This window comes from Streptomyces sp. CC224B, assembly GCF_030010595.1.
Lineage (GTDB): Bacteria > Actinomycetota > Actinomycetes > Streptomycetales > Streptomycetaceae > Streptomyces > Streptomyces longispororuber.
Genome location: NZ_JASCXL010000098.1, coordinates 16,145 through 35,295 on the forward strand (window position 1 = coordinate 16,145; position 19,151 = coordinate 35,295).

Consider the following 19,151-nt stretch of genomic DNA (forward strand, 5'->3'; position numbering starts at 1 on the left):
GGGGTCCCGGCATTCCTGCGGGTGGGGGGCGCGACGCCGGGCGTGTGCGGCGGAGGGGGGCGGGCGGGGCGGGTCCCGCCCGGGCCTCACGCCCGCCGCGCCGACACCACCAGGAACCGCCGCCCCGTCCGCCCGTCCCCGTGCTCGCTCACCAGCCACCCCGCCCGCTCCAGGACCGCGCCGCAGGCCCGCACCCCGTCCGCCGTCGGCTCGTCCACCTCCACCGCCTCGGGCTGCGGCGACTCCGTCACCCGGTACCCCTCCCGCCCGGGGGCCGCGGGGGTCCGGCCCGCCGCCTCCAGGGCGATGGACACGGCCCGCGCCCGGTGCGCGCGCTCCCACGCGCACGGCCGCTCCCGGTCGCCCCCAGGGTTCGTCATCCGCCGCAGCTCGACGAGCCCCAGCCACGCCCCGCGCACCTCCCGGGCGCGCGCGGCCGTGTCCTCGCCGGGCGGCGGCGCCTCGCGCTCCGTGCCCGTACGCGCGGCGAACACCCCGGTCTCCGCCTCCACGGGCGCGGTCTCCGGGACGGCCTCGGTCGGCTCGTCCCGGACCCGGTGCCCGGCGGGCGTGAGGAAGTACGCGTGCGGCGGACGCGGGTGCCGGAAGGCGAGCCGCAGCCGCACCAGCGCCGCCAACTGCGCCTCCGTGCCCCGCAGCCGCCCCGTCACCGGGTCCGCCTCCGCGATGATCCGCCGCTGCGCGGCCGTCGTCGGTCTGGGCATGCGAACACCCCCTGTGTCGTGACCCCCGTCGGTCGCCCACCCACCACCGATGGTGCCGCACGCCACTGACAACGGCCTCCGGGCCGGGCCCCGGCCCCTCGGAGCGCCCCTCGGCTCAGCCCCCGCCCGCCGAACGCCCCCGTGCCGTCCGCCCGCTTCCACCACGCCTCCAGGTCCGCCTGGCTCAGGGACCGCCAGTCGGGGGTCTCCTGGACCAGGGCGCGGCCCAGGCGGCGGCCGAGGTCGACCATCGTGCGGCCGGCGACCGTGCGGTCCGTGTCGTACGACTCCAGGGCGTCCGGCCAGGTCACGGCCGTGGTGATGGCGGACTCCAGGACGGTGGCGTCCTGCAGGGCCTTCACCGCGCCCGCGCCCGTGTGGGGGCGGGCCACCGTCGCCGCGTCCCCCGCCAGCAGCACCCGGCCCTGGGAGTAGCGCGGCGCCGTGTAGTCGTACATGGGCTGGAGGAGCAGCTCGGACGGGGCGGCGGCGCGTACCACCGCGCCCCAGTACGGCGGCAGCAGCTCGTCGGTCACGTACCGCAGATGGTTGCTCAGCGCGTCCGACAGGCCCCCGGGCGGCAGGCTCCGCGGGCCGGAGGCGGTGCCGTGGGCGGCCTCCACGCCCGGCGGCGGTGCCGTGTACAGGACCCAGTTGACGCGCCGCCCGCCCGCCCCGTCCGGGATGCGGTAGAGGATCACGTGGCCTCCCGGGAACACGGCGTAGACGCAGTCGTCCACGGCCCACAGGTCCGGGTCCGCGAGCCGCTCCTCCGGGTAGGCCCCGCGCCACGCCAGATAGCCCGCGTACGCGGCGCGCACGCCGGGGAACGCGGCCTCGCGCACCGCCGAGCGGTGGCCGTCCGCGCCGACCACCACGTCGAACCGCTCCGTGGCGCCGTCGTCGGTCTCCACCACCGCCCCGCCCGGACACGGGCGCACCCCGCCGACCGTCGTACCGGTGCGGAACGTGACGGTCTCCGGCACCCGGCGCCGCAGCTCACCCCAGAGCGGGCCCCAGTTGTACGTGCGGAACGGGAACGGCATCACGCCGATCTCGTGCCCGAGCGGCCCCGGCGCCACCTCGTCGCGCACGTACCAGCGCCGTCCGGTGAGCTGCACCCACTGCATGTCCGCGTCCAGGTAGCCGGCCGACTCCAGCTCCGCGTAGCGGGAGTTGTGCACCGCGAGGCCCACGCCCCGGTCCGCGAGGCGGCCCGCCGCCCGCTCGTACACGGTGATCTCGTCCGCCCCGCCCCGGTGCGCGGCCAGCGCCGCCGCGCACCCCGCGACGCTGCCGCCGACCACGGCCACCCTGCCTGAATGCATCATCGAGCCATCGTGGCAGCCGGGTGACGTCCTGTCATGACCGTGCGTCAGCGCACCGGCACACCGCGTGCGGCGGAGAACGGCTCGAACTCCGTGTGCGGGAGCGCGGCCGTGCAAGGCGGTGGTGCGGCGGGGCCGCGCGCCGTGCGCGAGCATGATGGGCACGGCGGGCAGAGCTGGCACGGCTGACACAACTGGCACGGCGGGGCTGGCGCGGTCGGCACGGCTGGCTGGCTGCCCGGACGGCCGACACGGTCGGCCCGGCTATGACGGCGGCCGCACCCGGACCTCTCCCTTCGAGGGGTCCGCCTGCGCCTGGAAGCCGGCCTGCGTGAGGATCTCCAACAGGGCCTGCCGCAAGGCCGCCCGGATGCCTTCGAACTCCGCGTCCGCCCTTCCGGCGGGGTCCAGCTCCTGCGCCGCTACCCAGCTCACGGTCACCGCGTCCGGCTCCCGGCGAACCCGCAGCCCGACCCCTTCCTCGGCACGTGCCGACCTGACATCGAACCCGGCACGAGCAAGGGTCCGGCACACATCAGCGAACAACGTCTGCAGGGCGACTCCATCACTCACACACGAAATCTACACAAGCGCCCACGGGGTCGGGGCGGGGTGGTCCAGGCGATCGGGTGCTCTCCGTCCAGGCTGACCGGATCGGAGAGTTGTGGAGGCTTTACGTCAACCCTTGTCGTATGCAAGGGCCTTAGATCCCCTGTTTCCTGAATTGCGCCGGAGTGAGGCGGGGTGACCTTGTTGGTGTGAGTGCACTCACTTGAGCATGATGTGAAACAGGATGATCTTGGGGGTACTGTTCGTCACGCCCGCTCGGAGGTTCTGACCAAACCGCCGAGGGCTCAACGCAAGAAGCGGAGGGGGAACCAGGCGAAGCCGAAAGGTTTCGCTGGCCGTTGGCTTCGCCGGGCTCCACCCCTGCGCGCTATCACGCAAAGGTGTGGGCCTGGGCGGCATCCTGGGATCCAGTACCGCCATCGTGAATGCGATCAAGGGCAAGCACTGGAAGGAAGCGGCCAAGCTGATCACCAAGGAAGCCGCTAAGCGGGGCATCAAGATCGGTGTGAAGGGCGGCGTGGTCGGTCTCGCGTCCGCTCTGGGCGGCTATGCCGTCTGGTGCGCGATGCCGTGGAGCTAGTCTCCCCGCCGGCTGCGGACGTAATGGGGTAACCGCGCAGAAGCCGGGTGGACGGGCTTATTCGGGCCCGTTCACCCGGCTTTCAGGGGAGGTCGCCCTGCACGACCAGGCGAAGATGCGCGAGGTATTCCTCGAATCGCTCACGGCCGGACTCCGAGAGCCGGACCTGTGTCACCGGCCGCCGCCGCTCGCGAAGTTTCGCGATCTCCACCAGTTCCTCCTTCTCCAGAATGCCCAGCTGCCGCGACAATTCGGCGGCGGACAGGTTCAGAGCCTCGCGCAGATCAGCGAAAGCCACCTGCTGAACATGGCGCAAGGAGCCGAGAATCGCCAAGCGGACGGGGGAGTGCATCACCGTCACGAGCTGCGTGCGTGGGTGTTCGTTCGCCATGCTCAGCGCCTCCACCGCAGCGCAAGGTGGACCAGCAGACCAGCGGTCGGCAGCGCCGCCGCCACCAGCGCCCCTGTCACCGGGGCCGGGCTGTCCCAGAGGATCTTGGACCCCGGGGCGCCGAGCATGACGGTCGCGAAGACCACCGTGGCGTTCTCTGCCGTGGTGTGAGGCCTGCGGCGGGTGGCGCTCAGGTGGAACCAGTACCACCCCATCATCAGGGCCACGGCCGCGATGAGGGTCAGAACGCCCAGCACCGTGGGGGTGTTGTTGGCGCCGGCGATGGCCAATCCGCACAGCAGCACGGCCGCGGAGGCCACCCCCCAGTACGCGCTCGCCGACTCCGGCAGGCTTGTTCAGCTTGGGGGCCCCGTCGATGACCTCCAGCTGGCCGGCTGCGTCAAGCTCTCGCTCCAAGACTGATCCCTCCTGCGGAACGCTTCCTCTCAGTTACGAGATTGGCATCTAGTTTCCAAAATGGCAACGAGGTGAGGCGTCCCCTGGAGAAGCACTGTGCTCGCGCGGCTGAAGGAGGTCGTGCGAGGCCCAGCGGGCCGTTGTGGAGGAAGGCGTCCCCCAGCCGGACGCGCCAGTCGCGGACCTGGTGGCGGGTCAGGCCCGCAAGGTCGGCGAAGAGCAGGGGCGGCGCGGGCACGGGATTCAACCGGGAGCCCGGGGGCACCCTGCTGAGAGCAAAGTTGGTAGGGGCTTGGTCGTAACCGTCACTGGGCTGCCCGGGTCCGAAGCTCACCTGTGACTGCTGGACCGGGCCGGCGGGACGCGGAAGCGAGGGAATTGATGAGGACAGCAGTCCAGGCCCACGCATACCAGTTCTTGGCGTTGAGCCCGGGTGGGAAGAAGACGCCGGACTGGGTCGCGCCTGTAGTGATAGTGGTCGCCGTCATCGGTTTGATCACCATCGGAACACTGTTTCTGCGACGCTCACGACGCTAGCGCCTACGTGCTTGCTCCCGGACGTCAATTCTGGCCCGGGAAGCAAGCACGCCCGCACTGACGACGCGGCGCCGCCGCGGGTAACGCGAGCGCCGCGGGTAACGCGAGTGTGCCGGCACGGGCCGCCTGCCCGCCCTCCTGCCGGGCAGGCCGACGCGCCGACCCGCGGCCACCGGCACGGACCGCCGGTGCCGAGCCAGACAACCGCCGCTGCCCCAGCCCTACTTCGCCCCGCGGCGAACCCGCCGCACCTCGCGGTCGACCGCCCAGGCGTCGGCCACCGGGCCCAGGTGGCCCAGCTTGTCGGGGTTGATCACCGCGCGGATGGTCTGGATCTGTCCGTCGAGTACGTCGAGGGTCAGCGCGTGCAGGACCTTGCCGTCCCGGTCGCGGAAGATCGCGCCGGGCTGGCCGTTGACCTCGTGCGGCTCGAACGTCACGTCGACCCGGGCCATCAGCGGGAAGACGGACGCCAGCAGCCGGGCCACGCTCTCCGTGCCGATGACGGCCCTGGCCAGTTGCGGGGCCCTGCCGCCGCCGTCCCCGACCATCGACACATCGGCGGCGAGCAGCTCCCGCAGGCCGGTGACGTCGCCCTCGCGGAGGGCGTCGAAGAACCGCGCCGCCAGCTCCTCGCGCTCCGCGCGGTCCGCCGCGAACCGCGGCCGTCCCGCTTCCATGTGCCGCCGCGCCCGTACCAGCAACTGCCGGCACGCCGCCTCCGAACGCCCCACCGCCGAGGCGACGTCGTCGAACCCGAAGCCGAACACCTCTCGCAGCACGAACACCGACCGCTCCAGCGGGCTGAGCCGTTCGAGCAGCAGCAGCGCCGCCATCGACACCGAGTCGGCCAGCTCCGCCGAGCGCGCCGGATCCTGGTACGGATCGCTGAGCAGCGGCTCGGGGAACCACGGGCCCACGTACTCCTCCCGCCGCACCCGCGCGGAGCGCAGTACGTCGATCGCGATCCGGGTCACCGTGGTGGAGAGGAACGCCTTGACCGACGCGGGAACGGTGGGCGAGCCGTCGAAGCGCAGCCACGTCTCCTGTACGGCGTCCTCGGCCTCGGCCACGCTGCCCAGGATGCGGTAGGCGATCGAGAACAGGAGCGGCCGCAGCTCCTCGAACTCCTGGACCTTGTTCACGTCGTGTCTCCCTCCAGTCCCCGCCGGTTGCCCGGGGCCTGTGACGGCGCCCCGGGCGGGTGGCTGCTCGAGGCGCCTCAGTGGAACTGCCCGACCTCGTAGTCGCCGCCTTGCAGACGGGCGATGACGTTCATCCGGGTCGCCAGGTTCATGAAGGAGACCAGGAGCACCAGGGCGGTGAGCTGCTCCTCGTCGTAGTGGGAAGCGGCACGTTCCCACGCCTCGTCGCTCACCCCGCCGGCCGCGTCCGCGATCCGGGTCCCCTGCTCCGCCAGCTCCAGCGCGGCCCGCTCGGCCTCGGTGAAGACCTTGGCCTCCCGCCACGCCGCGACCAGGCTCAGGCGCACCGCGGTCTCACCGGCCGCGGCGGCCTCCTTGGTGTGCATGTCGACGCAGACGGCGCAGCCGTTGATCTGGCTCACGCGCAGGGCCACCAGCTCCTGCGTCGCGGCGGGCAGGGCCGACTCCTTGAGCGTCCTGCCCGCCGACATCAGGTACTTGAGGGCCTTTCCGGCCGTCGGGCTGGTGACGTAGTTCAGTCGCGCGTCCATGGTGTGCTCCTCCGTGCTCGACGGTGGTCGTCGGTGGCTCCACACCCGGGACGAGACAGCCCTACGCCCTGTGACACCGGCACGTGTGATCCACGCCACCCCGGCGTCGCGCGCCCGCGGGTGTCACCGGCGAGTGCGCTGCCCGTCCGCCTCCCCGGGCCGACCGGCGCCGAGAAGGACACCTCGCCCTGCGTAGAAGTCGGTGAACCGTGTCCACGGCACCTGTGCGTACTGCTGGGACGTCGCGGGGTAGCCGGAGGGATTGTGGAACACCAAGGAGTCCGCAGTGGCTCCGACCGCCAGGACCAGGTGGCCGCCGGTCCGCGGGGGAGTGGACTGCGGGTGGCGGATGGAGGGGTGGACCGACAGCATCGCGAGCTGTCCTCGGGCGAGGGCCGAGGGGATCTCGTCGACCGCCAGTCGAGGGCGTACCTCGGCGGTCAAGCCGAAGCGCCCCTCGACCCACGAGGCGAACGGCGCGTAGACGAGTCCGTGCAGGCCCTCGTCATGCCTGACGTAGCCGCCCGCCGCCGTGCACTCGGCCGCCAGCTCCATCGCGGAGGGCGCCGGGTGCCCGAAGTGCTCCAGCGCCATCCGCAGACAGGCCATGCCGCACAGCCGCCAGGACCACCACTCGTACTCTTCGGGGCTGCCGGCCCCGTAGGCCGCCCACGCCGGGTCCTCGCGCGCTGCGATCCTCCCGGTCACGATGTCCTCCACGAGATGGGGCGAGGCCCATTGGGCGTGGTAGGGGACCGCGTTCATGGTGCTCACTACGTCGTCCATCCCGCGGATCCTATGCGGCACGCCACGCCGTCGCAGGCCGCCCGCCGAGGGGCAGCGGTCCCGCGTGGCGCTCGTGCCGCTTCACCCCGGCGCCCCGGCCGCGGAAGGGCGCCGAGCGAGGCCCGGGCCGGGCGCGGCGGTCCGGCACCCGGCCCGCGGTGCGACCAGGGCCTGACGGGCGTCGAAAGCCAACAAGGCCTTTACGAGCGTGAGTTGTGACTTTCTCCGCCAGGCGGGACGGTATCTTGTGTGGTGCGGTAACGTCTTCGCCCGATCAGTAGCGAAGCTGAAACAGTTCAGTGAATTAACGGGCACTTGGTGATTGGTACCCTTGGCCGTTCAAGCAAGGCCAACGGGGAAATATCTGTGACAATTGAACCAAGTTCGCCGGACCATCTCTCCACGCTGGTGAAGGGCTGGCGCAGGCGCCTCACGCGGGATCAGGTCCCGGAACTGAGGCGCGGCCATCAGGGCCGGTCAAGGCTGGTCAGCCAGGAGGACATGGCCCAGCTCACCGGCGTCAGTTGTGTCTGGTACGGGAAGTTCGAGCGGGGCGGGGCGGCGCAATACTCGGAGGAGTTCCTGAACCGCGTCTCCTGCGCCCTGAGGCTCAACGAGGCGGAACGCAAACTGCTGTTCCTCCACGCTGTCGGCTGGGAGCCGACGAGCCCGGTGAATTGCCAGGAAACCGGCATCACCGAAGGAGTTCGGCAACTGCTCGAACTCCAGCCGTGGCCCGCCTACATATCCGACACCGCCTGGGACGTCATTCACCAGAACCATGCCTTCAGCGAATGGTTCCCCGACGGGGTCACCGGTCGGAACATCGCCGAGGAAGTGTTCGCCGACGGTGCGGACAGGCGCGTCCAACTCCTGGACTGGGAGCGCGACTGGGCCGGGCCGACGCTGGCCCAGATGCGGCTGGCGCAGGCCCGTCATCCCGAGAACGCCCGTCTGGGCGCCGTTGTCGACGGAATCCTGGGGACCAGCGCGTGCGCACGCCGGCTGTGGCGTGAGCACCGGGTCGTCGAGCACGCGCACGGCGACCGGCGCAGGGTGCTCCTGCCGGGCCAGGAGACACCGACGACGATTGAGATCACCATGACCTCTCCGCTGGGCAACGGGGAGCTGCGGCTGGTCTCACTCGTCCCGGTGCAGCCGCCCGAAGGCGGCAAGTAGCCGCTCCCAAGGCGGCAAGTAGCCGCCCCGAAGGCAACAAGTAGCCGCCCCGAAGAGCGGCTAGTAGTGGACAGCGTCGACCGGTGTCGCCCCTGGGACGGGGCGACACCGGTCGCGAAGGCGGCGCCCCGTCCGTTCACCAGGAGGGGCTCTCCGGGAGTGGTCCGCCGTACCAGCGTTCAATCATCACGCGGGCGATCGACACACCGGACGGCAGCGCCACCACGCCCTCGGTCATCGCCTCCCGCAGCTCACCACGGGAGAACCAGCGTGCCTGGGCGATCTCCTCGCCGTCCACCGTGATCCGTGGATGCGTGGCCGAGGCGAAGAAGCCGAGCATCAGACTCGCGGGGAACGGCCACGCCTGGCTCCCGGCGTACCGGACCGCGTCGGCCCGGACGCCCACTTCCTCCAGCACCTCGCGGCGGACCGCCTGCTCCAGTGACTCGCCCGGGTCCACGAACCCCGCGAGGACCGACCAACGCCCCTCCTCCCACGCCGCGTTGCGGGCCAGCAGACAGCGGTCCTCGGTATCGGTGACCAACATGATCACCGCCGGGTCCGTACGGGGGAAGTGCTCCGTCCGGCAGGACGGGCAGCGCCTCATGTGCCCGCCGAAGGCGACGTCGGTGGCATGAGCGCAACGAGGGCAGAAGGGATGCGTCCGGTGCCAGGCATCCAGGGCGACGGCGTGGACCAGCAGCCCGACGTCCCGGGCCGACAGGAGCGTCCCGGTCTCGCGGAGCCCGGCCTCGCGCGTGCCCATGGTCCGGTAGGGCTTCAGGTCGCGCACCGAGACCGCGAAGTAGTCCACCCCCGTGGTGTCCGTGCCGAGGAAGTACCGCATCCCGTCGGGTGCCGACGAGGACGGCAGCAGGACGATCCCGAGCTGCCCGGCCTCGTCCTCGGCCACCAGGGTGCGGTCCTGGGCCACCAGGACCGCCCGGGTGCTGTCCCGGAGCCAGGCCGCGCTCAACCAGGCCTCGTTCGTGCGGTGCTCCCCGGCGCGGTCCACCGCGGCCCGGGACAGGGCCGGCTCCGGCAACCCGGCGACTGCGGCCCGCACTAGGACCCGCTCCCCGACGTGAGGGCCCCCACGGCGGGTCCGGCCGCCCACGCCGCGGAGGCGGGGCTCTGGCCGGTCACCGGACGGACGTCCGCCACGGCGTACCGCGTGCGCATCGGACCGGCGCCGGCCTCGGCGCCTCGCCCCGCGGGCCGCGTGCGCAGCAGGAACGGAACCGCCTCGGTCGGCGTCGCGGACTCCATGGTGAACACCTCGTACGGGAGCGCCGCCCCGGGGACGGGGAACCCGGTGCCGCTGCCCGTGTCTCCCCGCCCACCACGGCGGGTGAGCGCGGGAAGGACCGGTGGGGACGCGGCGGATGACGCTGGTGAAGCCGCAGTGTGCAGGGACATCGCTTACCTCTCGGAAGGGACGGTGGGGGTCCGGCCGGAGCCGTGCGCGCCCCATGGGCCACGCCGTGGATCCGAAGGCGACGCGGACGCCTCGGCCCACCGGGAAGCCGGGGACCGCCGTGAGGCCGCCGGTGCGGCCGAGGGCCGCGAGGCGCTCGCAGGACCCGCCGCCGGTGTCCGCCGACGGGCGGTTTCGGGCCGCACCGACGGCGTCCGCCGGTGGCCGGCGACGGCCGCGGAGCCCTCCGGCCGGCCGGTCGCGGCCAGTGACCGCAGGACACGGTCGGCACTGGCCGGGTTCAGTGCCATCGGAACGTCCTGGAGGACCGCCAGCCGCATCAGGGCCTGGACGTCCGGACTGTGCGGATGCAGTCCCATCGGGTCCCAGAAGAAGATCATCAGATCCACCCGGCGATCGACGATCATGGCGCCGATCTGCTGGTCCCCGCCGAGCGGCCCGCTGGCCACCTGCTGGACGGCCAGGCCGAACCGCTCGGTCAGCAAGGCTCCCGTGGACTCGGTCGCCACCAGCTCGTGCCGGGCGAGTTCGCCGTACTGGCGGCCGACCCAGTCGACCATCGTCGTCTTCATGCCGTCATGTGCGATCAGTGCGATGCGCATGTCACTTCCCCCCGTAGTGCGGTCGGCGCTGTGCGCCGCGACCGTGTGCGCGTCCCGTGCCCTCAGGCTCCGGGCGCGAGGCCGCCGTGTTCGTCATTCCTCCGCGCGGTGTGGCGCCCACTGGCTACACCGCGTAGCCGTACGCGTCGGGCCAGCCCGGCTCAGCGCCGAGCTTGGCCGCGGCGTACCGCGGCCAGTACGGGTTGCGCAGCAGTTCCCGGCCGAGCAGGACGACGTCGGCCCTGCCCCGCTCCAGGATCTCCTCGGCCTGCCACGGCTCGGTGATCTTGCCTACCGCGCCGACCGGCATGGCGGTCTCGTTGCGCACCTGCTCCGCCAGCGGGACCTGGTAGCCGGGGCCGACCGGGATCCGGGCGTCCGGGGCGATGCCGCCGGTGGACACGTCGAGCAGGTCGATGCCGTGCTCCATCAGCCGGCTCGCCAGCCGTACGGTGTCCTCTCCGGTCCAGCCCTCACGGGCGTCCCGGGTGTCCTCGCTCAGCCAGTCGGTGGCCGACGTGCGGAAGAACATCGGGAGGTCGTCCGGCCAGACCTCGCCCACCGCGTCCACGACCTCCAGGGCGAGCCGGATGCGGTTCTCGAAGGAGCCGCCGTAGGCGTCCGTCCGCTTGTTGCTGTAAGGGGAGAGGAACGAGTTGATCAGGAAGCCGTGTGCCCCGTGCACCTCGACGGCCTGGAAACCGGCGCGCAGCGCCCGCCTTGCGGCGTCCGCGAAGTCCTTCACGACGCCCGCTATCTCACGGGTCGTCAGCTCGGTCGGCGTCGGGTAGTCGCCGAACGGCACCGCGCTCGGCCCCACCGTCTGCCAGCCGCCGTCGGCCGGGGCGACCGGCTTCCCGCCGCGGAAGGGCGCCGCCGTCGACGCCTTGCGCCCGGCGTGCGCGAGCTGGATCGCCGGAACGGTGCCGTGCTCCAGCAGTGAGTCGTTGATCTTCCGGAACGCCTCCTGCTGGCGGTCGTTCCACAGCCCGAGGCAGCCGGGGCTGATCCGGCCCTCCGGGTTGACCGCGGTGGCCTCGACCAGGATCAGGCCGACCCCGCCCACCGCGCGCGTGGCCAGGTGCGTGGCGTGCCAGTCGTGGGGGACGCCCACGTCGGGACCGCTGTGGGCCGCCGAGTACTGGCACATGGGCGCCATCCACACACGGTTGGGGATGGTCAGGTTGCGAAGTCGGATGGGCTCGAAGAGCTTGCTCATGTAGGGCTTCCTTGGAGTGTGCGGGAGATCGGTAGGTGACCGGTCCGGGGTTCAGTGCCCCATGCCGAGGCCGCCGTCGACGGGGATGACCGCGCCGGTGATGTAGGCGGCTTCCGGTGAGGCGACGAACCGTACGACCGGGGCGATCTCATCCGGCTGCGCCATCCGCCGCAGCGGTACGTGCGCGCAGACCTCGTCCCTGCGCTCCTGGGAGAGGGCGGCTGTCATGTCCGTCGCCACGATGCCCGGTGCCACGATGTTCACCGTGATGCCCCGACTGCCCAACTCCCGCGCCAGCGAACGGCCGAAGCCGACGAGGCCCGCCTTGGCCGCCGCGTAGTTGCACTGGCCCGCCTCCCCCGAGAGGCCGACCACCGACGAGATCAGCACGATCCGCCCGGACCTGAGCCTCAACATGCCTCGGGAGGCGCGCTTGACGACCCGGAAGACTCCGCCGAGGTTGGTGTCGAGCACGGCGCCGAAGTCGTCCTCGGACATCCTGAGCAGCAGGCTGTCCCGGGTGATCCCGGCATTGGCCACCACCACCTCGACCGGCCCGTGCTCCGCCTCCACCTCGGTGAAGGCGCGTTCCACGTCCGTCCCCGAGGTCACGTCGCAGCGGACTCCGAGGAAACCCTCCGGGGGCTCGCCCGAACGGTAGGTGACGGCGACCCGGTCACCGGCCGCGGCGAGTTCCCGGGCGATCGACAGCCCGATACCACGATTCCCGCCAGTGACGAGAACTGAGCGTCCCACAGCTTTCTCCTTGCTGTCGCGCACGGCAGTCATCCATGTGGATGACTCCCCCGCCGGCGCCGACAGGTCGGAGAGTAGAGACAAAGGGTCACAACTCGCACTTTCGGAAGTCCTGGTTGCTCACCGGGCCTGGTAGAAGTTCCTGCGGATCACTACACACCCGACCAAAGGAACAGCGCTATGAAGTTCTGGCTCGTCGCAGGCGGCGCCGGTTACATCGGCGGACACGTCGTGAAGGCGATGCACGACGCCGGAGAGCGTGTGCTGGTGGTGGACGACCTGTCCACCGGAGCCCGGTCCAACGTGCCCGAGGGAGTTCCCCTCGTCATCGCCGACGTCCGCGACGAGCAGGCCCTGGACGGCGTCTTCCGGGAGTACCGGGTGGAAGGCGTCGTGAACCTGGTCGCCCGGACCCAGGTCGGCGAATCCGTCGAGCGCCCCCTGGCGCACTACCACCAGAACGTCGAGGGCTTCCGCGTCCTGCTGTCCGCGATGAACACCGCCGGCGTGCGGAAGCTGGTGTACTCCTCCAGCGCCTCCGTCTACGGGATGCCGGACGTGGACCTGGTCACCGAGGAGACCCCGTGCGCGCCGATGAGCCCGTACGGCCAGACCAAGCTCATCGGCGAGTGGCTCGGCACGGCGGCCCACCAGGCGCACGGCGTGGACGTGATCAACCTGCGCTACTTCAACGTCGCCGGGGCCGCCGCCCCGGCCATGGCCGACAAGCGCGTCCTGAACCTCGTCCCGATGGTCTTCGAGAGGCTCACCGCCGGTGAGGCGCCCCGCATATTCGGCGACGACTACGCCACGCCGGACGGTACCTGCGTACGCGACTACATCCACGTCGCCGACATCGCCTCCGCGCACCTGGCCGCCACCCGCTACCTGCGGCGGCACGACGGCGTGGCGCACACCTTCAACGTGGGCCGCGGCGAGGGCCTTTCGGTGCGGGAGCTGATCGAGGTCATCACCACGGTGACCGGCCACGGGACCGAGCCGGTCGTGACCGGCCGGCGCCCGGGAGACCCGGCGAAGGTCGTCGCGGACGCCACTCCCATCAAGCGGCATCTGGGCTGGACCGCCCGCCACAGCGTGACCGACATGGTCTCCTCCGCCTGGGAGGGCTGGTGCCTGCGCCACCCCGAGGCGCGCAGGACCGTCTGAGCGGCTTCCGGCCCCCCCCGGGGGCACGCCATCTCGTCGCGGCGCGCGGCCCGGGCCCGCGCTACTGCCGGTAGCCGCTCAGGAAGCGGCCGATGCGGCTGATCGCCGCGTCCAGGTCGTCGGCGTACGGGAGCGTGAGGATGCGGAAGTGGTCCGGGCGCGGCCAGTTGAAGCCGGTGCCCTGGACGACCTGGATCTTCTCCTGGAGGAGGAGGTCGAGCACGAACCTCTCGTCGTCGTGGATGGCGTGCACCTCGGGGTCGAGGCGCGCGAAGGCGTACAGGGCGCCCTTCGGCTTCACGCACGACACCCCGGGGATCTCGTTGAGCTTCTGCCAGGCTCGGTCGCGCTGCTCGCGCAGGCGGCCGCCGGGCGCGGTCAGCTCGTGGATGGACTGGCGGCCGCCGAGTGCGGCCTGGATGGCGTACTGGGCGGGCGCGTTGGCGCACAGCCGCATGGAGGCCAGCATCGTCAGGCCCTCCAGATAGTCCTTCGCGTGCTGCTTCGGGCCGGTCACGACCAGCCAGCCGGAGCGGAAGCCCGCCACCCGGTACGTCTTCGACAGGCCGCAGAAGGTGAGCACCACCAGGTCGGGGGCGAGGGCGGCGACGCCGTGGTGCACCGCGTCGTCGTACAGGATCTGGTCGTAGATCTCGTCGGCGAACACCATCAGGCCGTGGCGGCGCGCCAGGTCGAGCATGCCCACCAGGACCTCGCGCGGGTACACCGCGCCCGTGGGGTTGTTCGGGTTGATGATGACCAGGGCCTTGGTGCGGTCCGTGATCTTCGAGGCCAGGTCGTCGAGGTCGGGGTACCAGTCCGCCTGCTCGTCGCACAGGTAGTGCACGGCCCTGCCTCCGGAGAGGGTGGTCACGGCCGTCCAGAGGGGGAAGTCCGGCGCGGGGATGAGGATTTCGTCGCCGTCCTCCAGGAGCGCCTGTACGGCCATCGTGACCAGCTCCGACACGCCGTTGCCGAGGAAGACGTCGTCCACGGAGAGGTCCTCGACGCCGAGCGCCTCGTAGCGCTGCACCACCGCGCGGCGCGCGGACAGGACGCCGCGCGAGTCGGTGTAGCCGTGCGCGCGGGGCAGCATCCGGATCATGTCCTGGACGATCTCCTCGGGCGCCTCGAAGCCGAACAGCGCGGGGTTCCCGGTGTTCAGGCGCAGCACGCTGTGGCCCGCCTCCTCCAGGGCGTTGGCGTGCTCGATGACCGGGCCCCGGATCTCGTAACAGACCTCGCTGAGCTTGCTGGACTGCCGGAACTCCATGCGTGTGCCTCCCGTGGCGAGCGATACTTGGTTTTACCAAGCTGGAGCTTGGAAAGTCCAACATCATGTCTAGACTGCGGCGTATGCCACCTCGACCGCGCCGTAGCTACGACCAGTTCTGCGCCGCCGCCCGTGCCCTCGACGCCGTCGGCGACCGCTGGACCCTGCTGATCGTCCGCGAACTGCTCGTCGGTCCGCGCCGCTACACCGATCTGCACGCCGATCTGCCGGGGGTGAGCACCGATGTGCTCGCCTCCCGGCTGAAGGACATGGAGCAGGCGGGGCTCGCGACGCGCCGCCGCCTGCCGCCGCCCGCCTCCGCGTACGTCTACGAACTCACCGGGCGGGGCCGCGAGCTGCTGCCCGTGCTGCGGGCGCTCGCCGCGTGGGGCGCGCCCGGGCTCGCCGAGCGCCGGGCCACCGACGCGGTACGGGCGCACTGGTTCGCTCTGCCGCTGCTGGATGCCCTGGGCTCGGAGGCGGGGCTGGTGGAAGTGCGGCTGGAGGAGGGCGACTTCCATGTGCGGATCGGGGACGACGGCGAGGTCTCGTACGGGGACGGGCCCGCGCCCGGCGAGCCGGATGCCCGGGTGACGCTGGACGCGGGGACGGCGGTCGAGCTGGTGCGGGGGGTTTTGAGTGTGGCCGAGGGGATGCGGGGCGGGCGGGTCGCCGTGACGGGGGAGGGGGCCTTGGCCAAGGCCTTGCGGGAGGGGTAGGGGTGGGCCGGGGGCCTCGCGGGGGCACCCCAGGCCCCCCCCGTCCCGAAACCAAGGGGCTGCGCCCCCGGGCCCCCCGTCGCGCTGCGCGCTCGTCCTCACACGCCGGACGGGCTTTTTCTGGTCAGGCTGTAGCCGCCCACGCCCGCCAGCGCCGCAAGGACGCCGCCGATGCCCGTCCACACCCAGCGGTCCGTCCACCAGCCCGAGGACCAGCCGTCCTCGGGCTCGGTGTCGTCGTCGGGGCGGGTGCCCGGCACCATGGGGGCGCCCAGGGTGCCGTCCACCGCCGCCGCGCCGCCGACGTCCTTCGACGTGGCCCTCACCTCGGCGGTGACCGGCTGCCCCAGGTCGGCGGTGCGCAGACCGGTCGCCGTCAGGCGTACGTAGTACGTGCCCGGCAGCGGGTCGTTGGCCCACGGCTCGGACCAGGCGCGCACCGTGCGCAGCCTGCAGGCCAGCTCGACCGAGGACGCGGTGCCCGCCGTTCGTGCCTGCATGCCGTATATGCAGGCCTGGCGGCGGCGCAGGCCGTCGTACACGTCGATCCGCCACTTTGCGCCGGTGCCGCGCGCCGACTTGGGCAGCTTCACGGTCGCTTCGACCCGGGGGCGCTGCCCGGCGTCCGCCGGGAAGGACCAGTAGAGGTAGTCGCCCGTCGACGCGGTCGCCGTGCCCTTCCGCCCCTGCTCGATCGCCGTCGCCGTACGGAAGGACGTGCCCGCGTCGGCGCGGCCCTTGTCGCCGTCACCCGGGGCGGCGAACGCCGCGCCCGAGCCGAGCAGCGTGGTGAGGCCGAGCAGCCCGGCCGCGGTCAGCAGCCGTTTCGTACGCAGTCGTTTCGTACGCATCAGTTCGTCCTCCAGACGGCGACCCGCCAGCGCGAGATCCAGCCCCACAGCAGACCGCCCACGAAGCCGGTGAGCACCAGCGCGCCCAGCAGCCACCAGCCGCGTCCCAGGCCGAACGCGGCCACGTCGGAGGAGCCGTCCGGCGCGTCCACGACGTCCACGGCCAGCTCGACGGGCAGACCCGGCTTGCCCTTCGCGGCGGCGCCGGAGGCCGCGGAGAAGGAGTGCGACACCTGGAGGCAGACGGTCTCCTTCTCGGTGTCGTCGTCATCGGAGCCGTCGTCCGGCTTGGGGTAGCGCAGCCCGGTGGAGAGGACGTCGGTGCGCCCGTCGCCCGCCTCCGAGCCGCGTACGATCTCCCGGTCGTGGCGCGTGACGGCCCGCAGCAGGACGCCGTAGTCGTTGTTCACGGCCCGGTCGGCCGCGACGCTCACCGAGGCGCGCAGCTCCTTGCCCGGCGCGACGTCCACGCGGTACCAGCGGTGCTGCCCGAACCCCGCGCGGTCGCTGTACAGGCCCGGCTTCAGCTCGGGGGCCGCGGAGCACCGGTCGGCGCCCTCGACGGCCACGGGGTTGACGACCGGGTCGGCCGCGCGGTCCACGAGCTGGCCGACGCGGTCGGTGAGTTCGTCGGTGTGGCGGATGGACGTGTACGTGCCGCCCGTGGCCTCCGCGATGCAGCTCAACTGCGCGCGCATCTTGGTGTTCGGGACCAGGCCGAGGGTGTCGACGGTGAGGTTGACGCCCTTGGCGGCGATCTCCCGCGCCACCTCGCACGGGTCGAGCGGCTGGCAGGTGTCCTCGCCGTCGCTGATGAGGACGCTGCGGCGCGAGCCCTCGCCGCCCTCCAGGTCGTCGGCGGCCTTCAGCAGGGCCGGGCCGATCGGCGTCCAGCCGGTGGGCGCGAGCGTGGCCACCGCGGTCTTGGCGTCCCGCCGGTCGAGCGGGCCCACCGGGTAGAGCTGCTCGGTGTCCTTGCAGCCGGTCCTGCGGTCGTCGCCGCGGTAGTTGGCGCCGAGCGTGCGGATGCCGAGCTCGACGTCCTCGGGGGTGGCGTCGAGCACCTCGTTGAACGCCTGCTTCGCCGCGGCCATGCGGCTCTTGCCGTCGATGTCGCGGGCCCGCATCGAGCCGCTCACGTCGAGGACGAGTTCGACCTTGGGCGTCGCCCCGTCGTCGTCCGGTTCGTCCGCCGCGTACGCGGCCGTGGGCGCGAGCCCCGTGCTCAGGGCCGCGAACAGGGCGCAGACGCCCGCCGCGAGCCGTTTTCTGGTGATCATCAGCGGATCTTATGGATCAAGGTCGGTCCGCTCCAAAAATGCCGCCGCGGTGCCCGGGCGGGGTGGCCGCCGCGCGCACCGTCCCCCTGCCCCGTGTCGGCCGCCCCCCGCCCCGTGTCGGCCGCTCCCTGCCCCGTGTCGGCCGCTCCCTGCCCCGTGTGGGCTGCCGTGATCCGTGGAACACGTCCCCTGTCGTCGCGGGAACCGAGCAGGCCCGGCCCGAGGAGGTCGTGTGTCACACCCCATGGACATGGATGCCGTGTACGCCCGGATCCGGCGGGAGGTCGCCGCCCGCGCCGAGCGGCTGTGGGACGTGGGCCTCGCGCTGCACGGCGACCCGGAGACCGCCTACGAGGAGCACCGCGCCGCCCGGCTGCTGGCGGACGAGCTGGAGAGCGAGGGGTTCCTGGTGGAGCGGGGCGCCGCGGGGCTGCCGACCGCCTTCGTCGCCCGCGCGGGCACCGGTGCCGCGCCCGCCGGGGGCCCGCGCGTCGCCCTGCTGATGGAGTACGACGCGCTGCCGGAGCTGGGGCACGCCTGCGGGCACAACCTGATCGCGGCGGCGGGCCTCGGGGCGGCCCTCGCCGCGCGGGCCGCGCTCGGCGGCGCCGGCGGGACCCTGCTGGCCGTCGGGACCCCGGCGGAGGAGCGCGGCGGCGGCAAGGTCGCCCAGGTCGAGGCGGGCCTGTTCGACGGGGTGGACGCGGCGCTGATGTTCCACCCGGGCGTGTACGACTGGTCGTGGGCGCCCCTGACGGCGAGCGCGCAGGTACGCATCGGCTTCCACGGCAGGGCCGCGCACCCGACGGGCAACCCCACGGAAGGCGTCGACGCGCTGGGGGCACTCATCCAGCTCTTCAACACGCTCGGGGTCCTGGACCGGCGGCTGCCCGCGGGGTCGCACATCCAGGGCATCGTCACGGACGGGGGCCGGGCGACGAACATCGTCCCCGAGTACGCGGAAGGGCTCTTCGGGCTGCGCGGCGCGACCGCGTCGGCGCTGGCGGACCTGGTGGAGGAGCTGCGCTCGTGCGCCCACGGCGTCGCGCTGGCCACCGGGACGAAGGCGGAGGTCGCCGAAGTGGCCGCCCGGTACGAGCACTTCCGCGACAACGACGTGCTCTCCGGGCTGTTCGCCGGGCACCTGGAGAAGGCGGGCATCCGGCTGTCGGAGCCCGAGCCGGGGGTCTACCTGGGGTCCTCGGACATCGGCAACGTCAGCACGCGGGTGCCGGCGATCCATCCGTTCGTCGCCATCATGGGGTCGGACGGCTCGGACCACACCCCTGAGTTCGCCCGGGCGGCCGCCGGGCCCCGGGGGCGCGAGGTCATGCTGGCGGCGGCGTACGCGCTGGCGAGCACCGCGGCCGACGTCCTGCTCCGCACGGAGGTGACCGAGCGGGCCTGGGCCTGCCACCGGCGGAAGGCCGCGGCCGGGCGGTGACGGACGAATGGGGCCGGGCAGTGACGGAAGGCCGCGGCCGGACGGTGACCGGCGGGCGCGGTGGCGGGGAGCCCTCGTTCCCGCACGCGGAAGAACCGCGGCCCGGCCCCCCCCGGGGGGGCGGGGGGGGCGGGGGGGGGGTTTGGGGGGGGGCCGGGGGGGGAGGGCGGGAGCGGGGGGGGGGGCGCCGCGG

General features: G+C 72.5%; 22 protein-coding genes. 6 read left to right on the forward strand and 16 right to left on the reverse strand.

Annotated features, from left to right (window positions below; all coding sequences use genetic code 11):
* Positions 1-86 precede the first annotated feature (86 nt).
* The 3 genes from QK440_RS31100 to QK440_RS31110 all read right to left on the reverse strand — a co-directional run bounded on the left by QK440_RS31100 (position 87) and on the right by QK440_RS31110 (position 2,488).
* Positions 87-725, reverse strand: coding sequence for a hypothetical protein (locus QK440_RS31100; RefSeq protein ID WP_282796572.1), 639 nt, complete (start codon positions 723-725; stop codon positions 87-89).
* Positions 668-2,056, reverse strand: coding sequence for an FAD-dependent monooxygenase (locus QK440_RS31105; RefSeq protein ID WP_349239329.1), 1,389 nt, complete (start codon positions 2,054-2,056; stop codon positions 668-670). The genes QK440_RS31100 and QK440_RS31105 overlap by 58 nt, the downstream gene beginning before the upstream one ends.
* A 261-nt stretch (positions 2,057-2,317) precedes the next feature.
* A complete protein-coding gene (locus QK440_RS31110) occupies positions 2,318-2,488 on the reverse strand; it encodes a hypothetical protein (RefSeq protein WP_282796573.1) in 171 nt (56 codons plus the stop codon).
* A 517-nt stretch (positions 2,489-3,005) separates the two neighbouring features.
* Here QK440_RS31110 and QK440_RS31115 point away from each other — a divergent pair.
* Positions 3,006-3,203 (forward strand): hypothetical protein, encoded by a 198-nt coding sequence (locus tag QK440_RS31115; protein ID WP_282796574.1) that lies wholly within the window; start codon positions 3,006-3,008, stop codon positions 3,201-3,203.
* An 82-nt stretch (positions 3,204-3,285) separates the two neighbouring features.
* Here QK440_RS31115 and QK440_RS31120 read toward each other — a convergent pair whose 3' ends face one another.
* Together QK440_RS31120 and QK440_RS31125 are read right to left on the reverse strand one after the other, a co-directional pair.
* Positions 3,286-3,594, reverse strand: coding sequence for a transcriptional regulator (locus tag QK440_RS31120; protein ID WP_282796575.1), 309 nt, complete (start codon positions 3,592-3,594; stop codon positions 3,286-3,288).
* A gap of 2 nt (positions 3,595-3,596) precedes the next feature.
* Positions 3,597-3,884 (reverse strand): hypothetical protein, encoded by a 288-nt coding sequence (locus QK440_RS31125; RefSeq protein ID WP_282796576.1) that lies wholly within the window; start codon positions 3,882-3,884, stop codon positions 3,597-3,599.
* On the opposite strand from QK440_RS31125, the gene QK440_RS31130 reads away from it, so the two are divergent.
* Positions 3,877-4,017 (forward strand): hypothetical protein, encoded by a 141-nt coding sequence (locus QK440_RS31130; RefSeq protein ID WP_282796577.1) that lies wholly within the window; start codon positions 3,877-3,879, stop codon positions 4,015-4,017. The two genes, QK440_RS31125 and QK440_RS31130, sit on opposite strands and share 8 nt — an antisense overlap.
* Positions 4,018-4,769: 752 nt before the next feature.
* Here the strand turns inward: QK440_RS31130 and QK440_RS31135 are convergent.
* The 3 genes from QK440_RS31135 to QK440_RS31145 all read right to left on the reverse strand — a co-directional run bounded on the left by QK440_RS31135 (position 4,770) and on the right by QK440_RS31145 (position 7,030).
* Positions 4,770-5,693 carry an RNA polymerase sigma-70 factor gene (locus tag QK440_RS31135; RefSeq protein WP_282796578.1) on the reverse strand — a complete coding sequence of 308 codons (924 nt, stop codon included), beginning with the start codon at positions 5,691-5,693 and terminating at the stop codon, positions 4,770-4,772.
* A 77-nt stretch (positions 5,694-5,770) separates the two neighbouring features.
* Positions 5,771-6,244, reverse strand: a complete 474-nt coding sequence (locus tag QK440_RS31140; protein WP_282796579.1) for a carboxymuconolactone decarboxylase family protein — start codon at positions 6,242-6,244, stop codon at positions 5,771-5,773.
* 123 nt (positions 6,245-6,367) lie between these two features.
* On the reverse strand, positions 6,368-7,030 hold the full coding sequence (locus QK440_RS31145; protein ID WP_282796580.1) for a C39 family peptidase: 663 nt from the start codon (positions 7,028-7,030) through the stop codon (positions 6,368-6,370).
* A gap of 501 nt (positions 7,031-7,531) precedes the next feature.
* Here QK440_RS31145 and QK440_RS31150 point away from each other — a divergent pair.
* The gene (locus tag QK440_RS31150) at positions 7,532-8,209 is read left to right on the forward strand and encodes a hypothetical protein (RefSeq protein WP_282796581.1); all 678 of its coding nucleotides are present in this window, start codon (positions 7,532-7,534) and stop codon (positions 8,207-8,209) included.
* 136 nt (positions 8,210-8,345) lie between these two features.
* On the opposite strand, the gene nudC is transcribed toward QK440_RS31150, so the two are convergent.
* The 5 genes from nudC to QK440_RS31175 all read right to left on the reverse strand — a co-directional run bounded on the left by nudC (position 8,346) and on the right by QK440_RS31175 (position 12,224).
* Positions 8,346-9,275 carry an NAD(+) diphosphatase gene (nudC, locus tag QK440_RS31155; protein ID WP_282796582.1) on the reverse strand — a complete coding sequence of 310 codons (930 nt, stop codon included), beginning with the start codon at positions 9,273-9,275 and terminating at the stop codon, positions 8,346-8,348.
* On the reverse strand, positions 9,275-9,478 hold the full coding sequence (locus QK440_RS31160) for a hypothetical protein (RefSeq protein ID WP_282796583.1): 204 nt from the start codon (positions 9,476-9,478) through the stop codon (positions 9,275-9,277). Before QK440_RS31160 ends, nudC begins: the two co-directional genes overlap by 1 nt.
* A gap of 153 nt (positions 9,479-9,631) precedes the next feature.
* Positions 9,632-10,249, reverse strand: a complete 618-nt coding sequence (locus QK440_RS31165) for a methylglyoxal synthase (RefSeq protein ID WP_282796584.1) — start codon at positions 10,247-10,249, stop codon at positions 9,632-9,634.
* 124 nt (positions 10,250-10,373) lie between these two features.
* Positions 10,374-11,468, reverse strand: coding sequence for an NADH:flavin oxidoreductase/NADH oxidase (locus QK440_RS31170; protein WP_282796585.1), 1,095 nt, complete (start codon positions 11,466-11,468; stop codon positions 10,374-10,376).
* A 51-nt stretch (positions 11,469-11,519) separates the two neighbouring features.
* On the reverse strand, positions 11,520-12,224 hold the full coding sequence (locus QK440_RS31175; RefSeq protein ID WP_282796586.1) for a beta-ketoacyl-ACP reductase: 705 nt from the start codon (positions 12,222-12,224) through the stop codon (positions 11,520-11,522).
* Between the two features lie 180 nt (positions 12,225-12,404).
* Between QK440_RS31175 and galE the strand changes: the two genes are divergently transcribed.
* Positions 12,405-13,391 carry a UDP-glucose 4-epimerase GalE gene (gene galE, locus QK440_RS31180; RefSeq protein ID WP_282796587.1) on the forward strand — a complete coding sequence of 329 codons (987 nt, stop codon included), beginning with the start codon at positions 12,405-12,407 and terminating at the stop codon, positions 13,389-13,391.
* A gap of 61 nt (positions 13,392-13,452) precedes the next feature.
* Here the strand turns inward: galE and QK440_RS31185 are convergent, their stop codons facing one another.
* Positions 13,453-14,664, reverse strand: coding sequence for a pyridoxal phosphate-dependent aminotransferase (locus QK440_RS31185; RefSeq protein ID WP_282796588.1), 1,212 nt, complete (start codon positions 14,662-14,664; stop codon positions 13,453-13,455).
* Positions 14,665-14,729: 65 nt separating this feature from the next.
* Here QK440_RS31185 and QK440_RS31190 point away from each other — a divergent pair, with 65 nt between their 5' ends.
* On the forward strand, positions 14,730-15,383 hold the full coding sequence (locus QK440_RS31190) for a helix-turn-helix domain-containing protein (protein WP_282796589.1): 654 nt from the start codon (positions 14,730-14,732) through the stop codon (positions 15,381-15,383).
* 98 nt (positions 15,384-15,481) lie between these two features.
* On the opposite strand, the gene QK440_RS31195 is transcribed toward QK440_RS31190, so the two are convergent.
* Positions 15,482-16,234: a hypothetical protein gene (locus tag QK440_RS31195; protein WP_282796590.1), complete on the reverse strand. Its 753-nt coding sequence runs from the start codon at positions 16,232-16,234 to the stop codon at positions 15,482-15,484.
* Positions 16,234-17,514, reverse strand: a complete 1,281-nt coding sequence (locus QK440_RS31200; protein ID WP_282796591.1) for a VWA domain-containing protein — start codon at positions 17,512-17,514, stop codon at positions 16,234-16,236. The genes QK440_RS31195 and QK440_RS31200 overlap by 1 nt, the downstream gene beginning before the upstream one ends.
* Before the next feature lie 244 nt (positions 17,515-17,758).
* On the opposite strand from QK440_RS31200, the gene QK440_RS31205 reads away from it, so the two are divergent.
* Entirely contained in the window at positions 17,759-18,958 is a 1,200-nt protein-coding gene (locus QK440_RS31205) for an amidohydrolase (protein WP_282796595.1), read from the forward strand.
* Positions 18,959-19,151: the final 193 nt, after the last annotated feature.

Excerpts from the sequence above, each read along its gene's own strand:
- galE (WP_282796587.1), top strand. The coding sequence starts at position 12,405 with ATGAAGTTCTGGCTCGTCGCAGGCGGCGCCGGTTACATCGGCGGACAC.
- QK440_RS31200 (WP_282796591.1), bottom strand. The coding sequence starts at position 17,514 with ATGATCACCAGAAAACGGCTCGCGGCGGGCGTCTGCGCCCTGTTCGCG.
- QK440_RS31130 (WP_282796577.1), top strand. The coding sequence starts at position 3,877 with ATGGCCAATCCGCACAGCAGCACGGCCGCGGAGGCCACCCCCCAGTAC.
- QK440_RS31160 (WP_282796583.1), bottom strand. The coding sequence starts at position 9,478 with ATGGAGTCCGCGACGCCGACCGAGGCGGTTCCGTTCCTGCTGCGCACG.
- QK440_RS31120 (WP_282796575.1), bottom strand. The coding sequence starts at position 3,594 with ATGGCGAACGAACACCCACGCACGCAGCTCGTGACGGTGATGCACTCC.
- QK440_RS31105 (WP_349239329.1), bottom strand. The coding sequence starts at position 2,056 with ATGATGCATTCAGGCAGGGTGGCCGTGGTCGGCGGCAGCGTCGCGGGG.
- QK440_RS31145 (WP_282796580.1), bottom strand. The coding sequence starts at position 7,030 with ATGGACGACGTAGTGAGCACCATGAACGCGGTCCCCTACCACGCCCAA.
- QK440_RS31205 (WP_282796595.1), top strand. The coding sequence starts at position 17,759 with ATGGACATGGATGCCGTGTACGCCCGGATCCGGCGGGAGGTCGCCGCC.
- QK440_RS31195 (WP_282796590.1), bottom strand. The coding sequence starts at position 16,234 with ATGCGTACGAAACGACTGCGTACGAAACGGCTGCTGACCGCGGCCGGG.
- QK440_RS31140 (WP_282796579.1), bottom strand. The coding sequence starts at position 6,244 with ATGGACGCGCGACTGAACTACGTCACCAGCCCGACGGCCGGAAAGGCC.
- QK440_RS31165 (WP_282796584.1), bottom strand. The coding sequence starts at position 10,249 with ATGCGCATCGCACTGATCGCACATGACGGCATGAAGACGACGATGGTC.
- QK440_RS31100 (WP_282796572.1), bottom strand. The coding sequence starts at position 725 with ATGCCCAGACCGACGACGGCCGCGCAGCGGCGGATCATCGCGGAGGCG.
- QK440_RS31170 (WP_282796585.1), bottom strand. The coding sequence starts at position 11,468 with ATGAGCAAGCTCTTCGAGCCCATCCGACTTCGCAACCTGACCATCCCC.
- QK440_RS31190 (WP_282796589.1), top strand. The coding sequence starts at position 14,730 with ATGTCTAGACTGCGGCGTATGCCACCTCGACCGCGCCGTAGCTACGAC.
- QK440_RS31185 (WP_282796588.1), bottom strand. The coding sequence starts at position 14,664 with ATGGAGTTCCGGCAGTCCAGCAAGCTCAGCGAGGTCTGTTACGAGATC.
- QK440_RS31150 (WP_282796581.1), top strand. The coding sequence starts at position 7,532 with ATGGCCCAGCTCACCGGCGTCAGTTGTGTCTGGTACGGGAAGTTCGAG.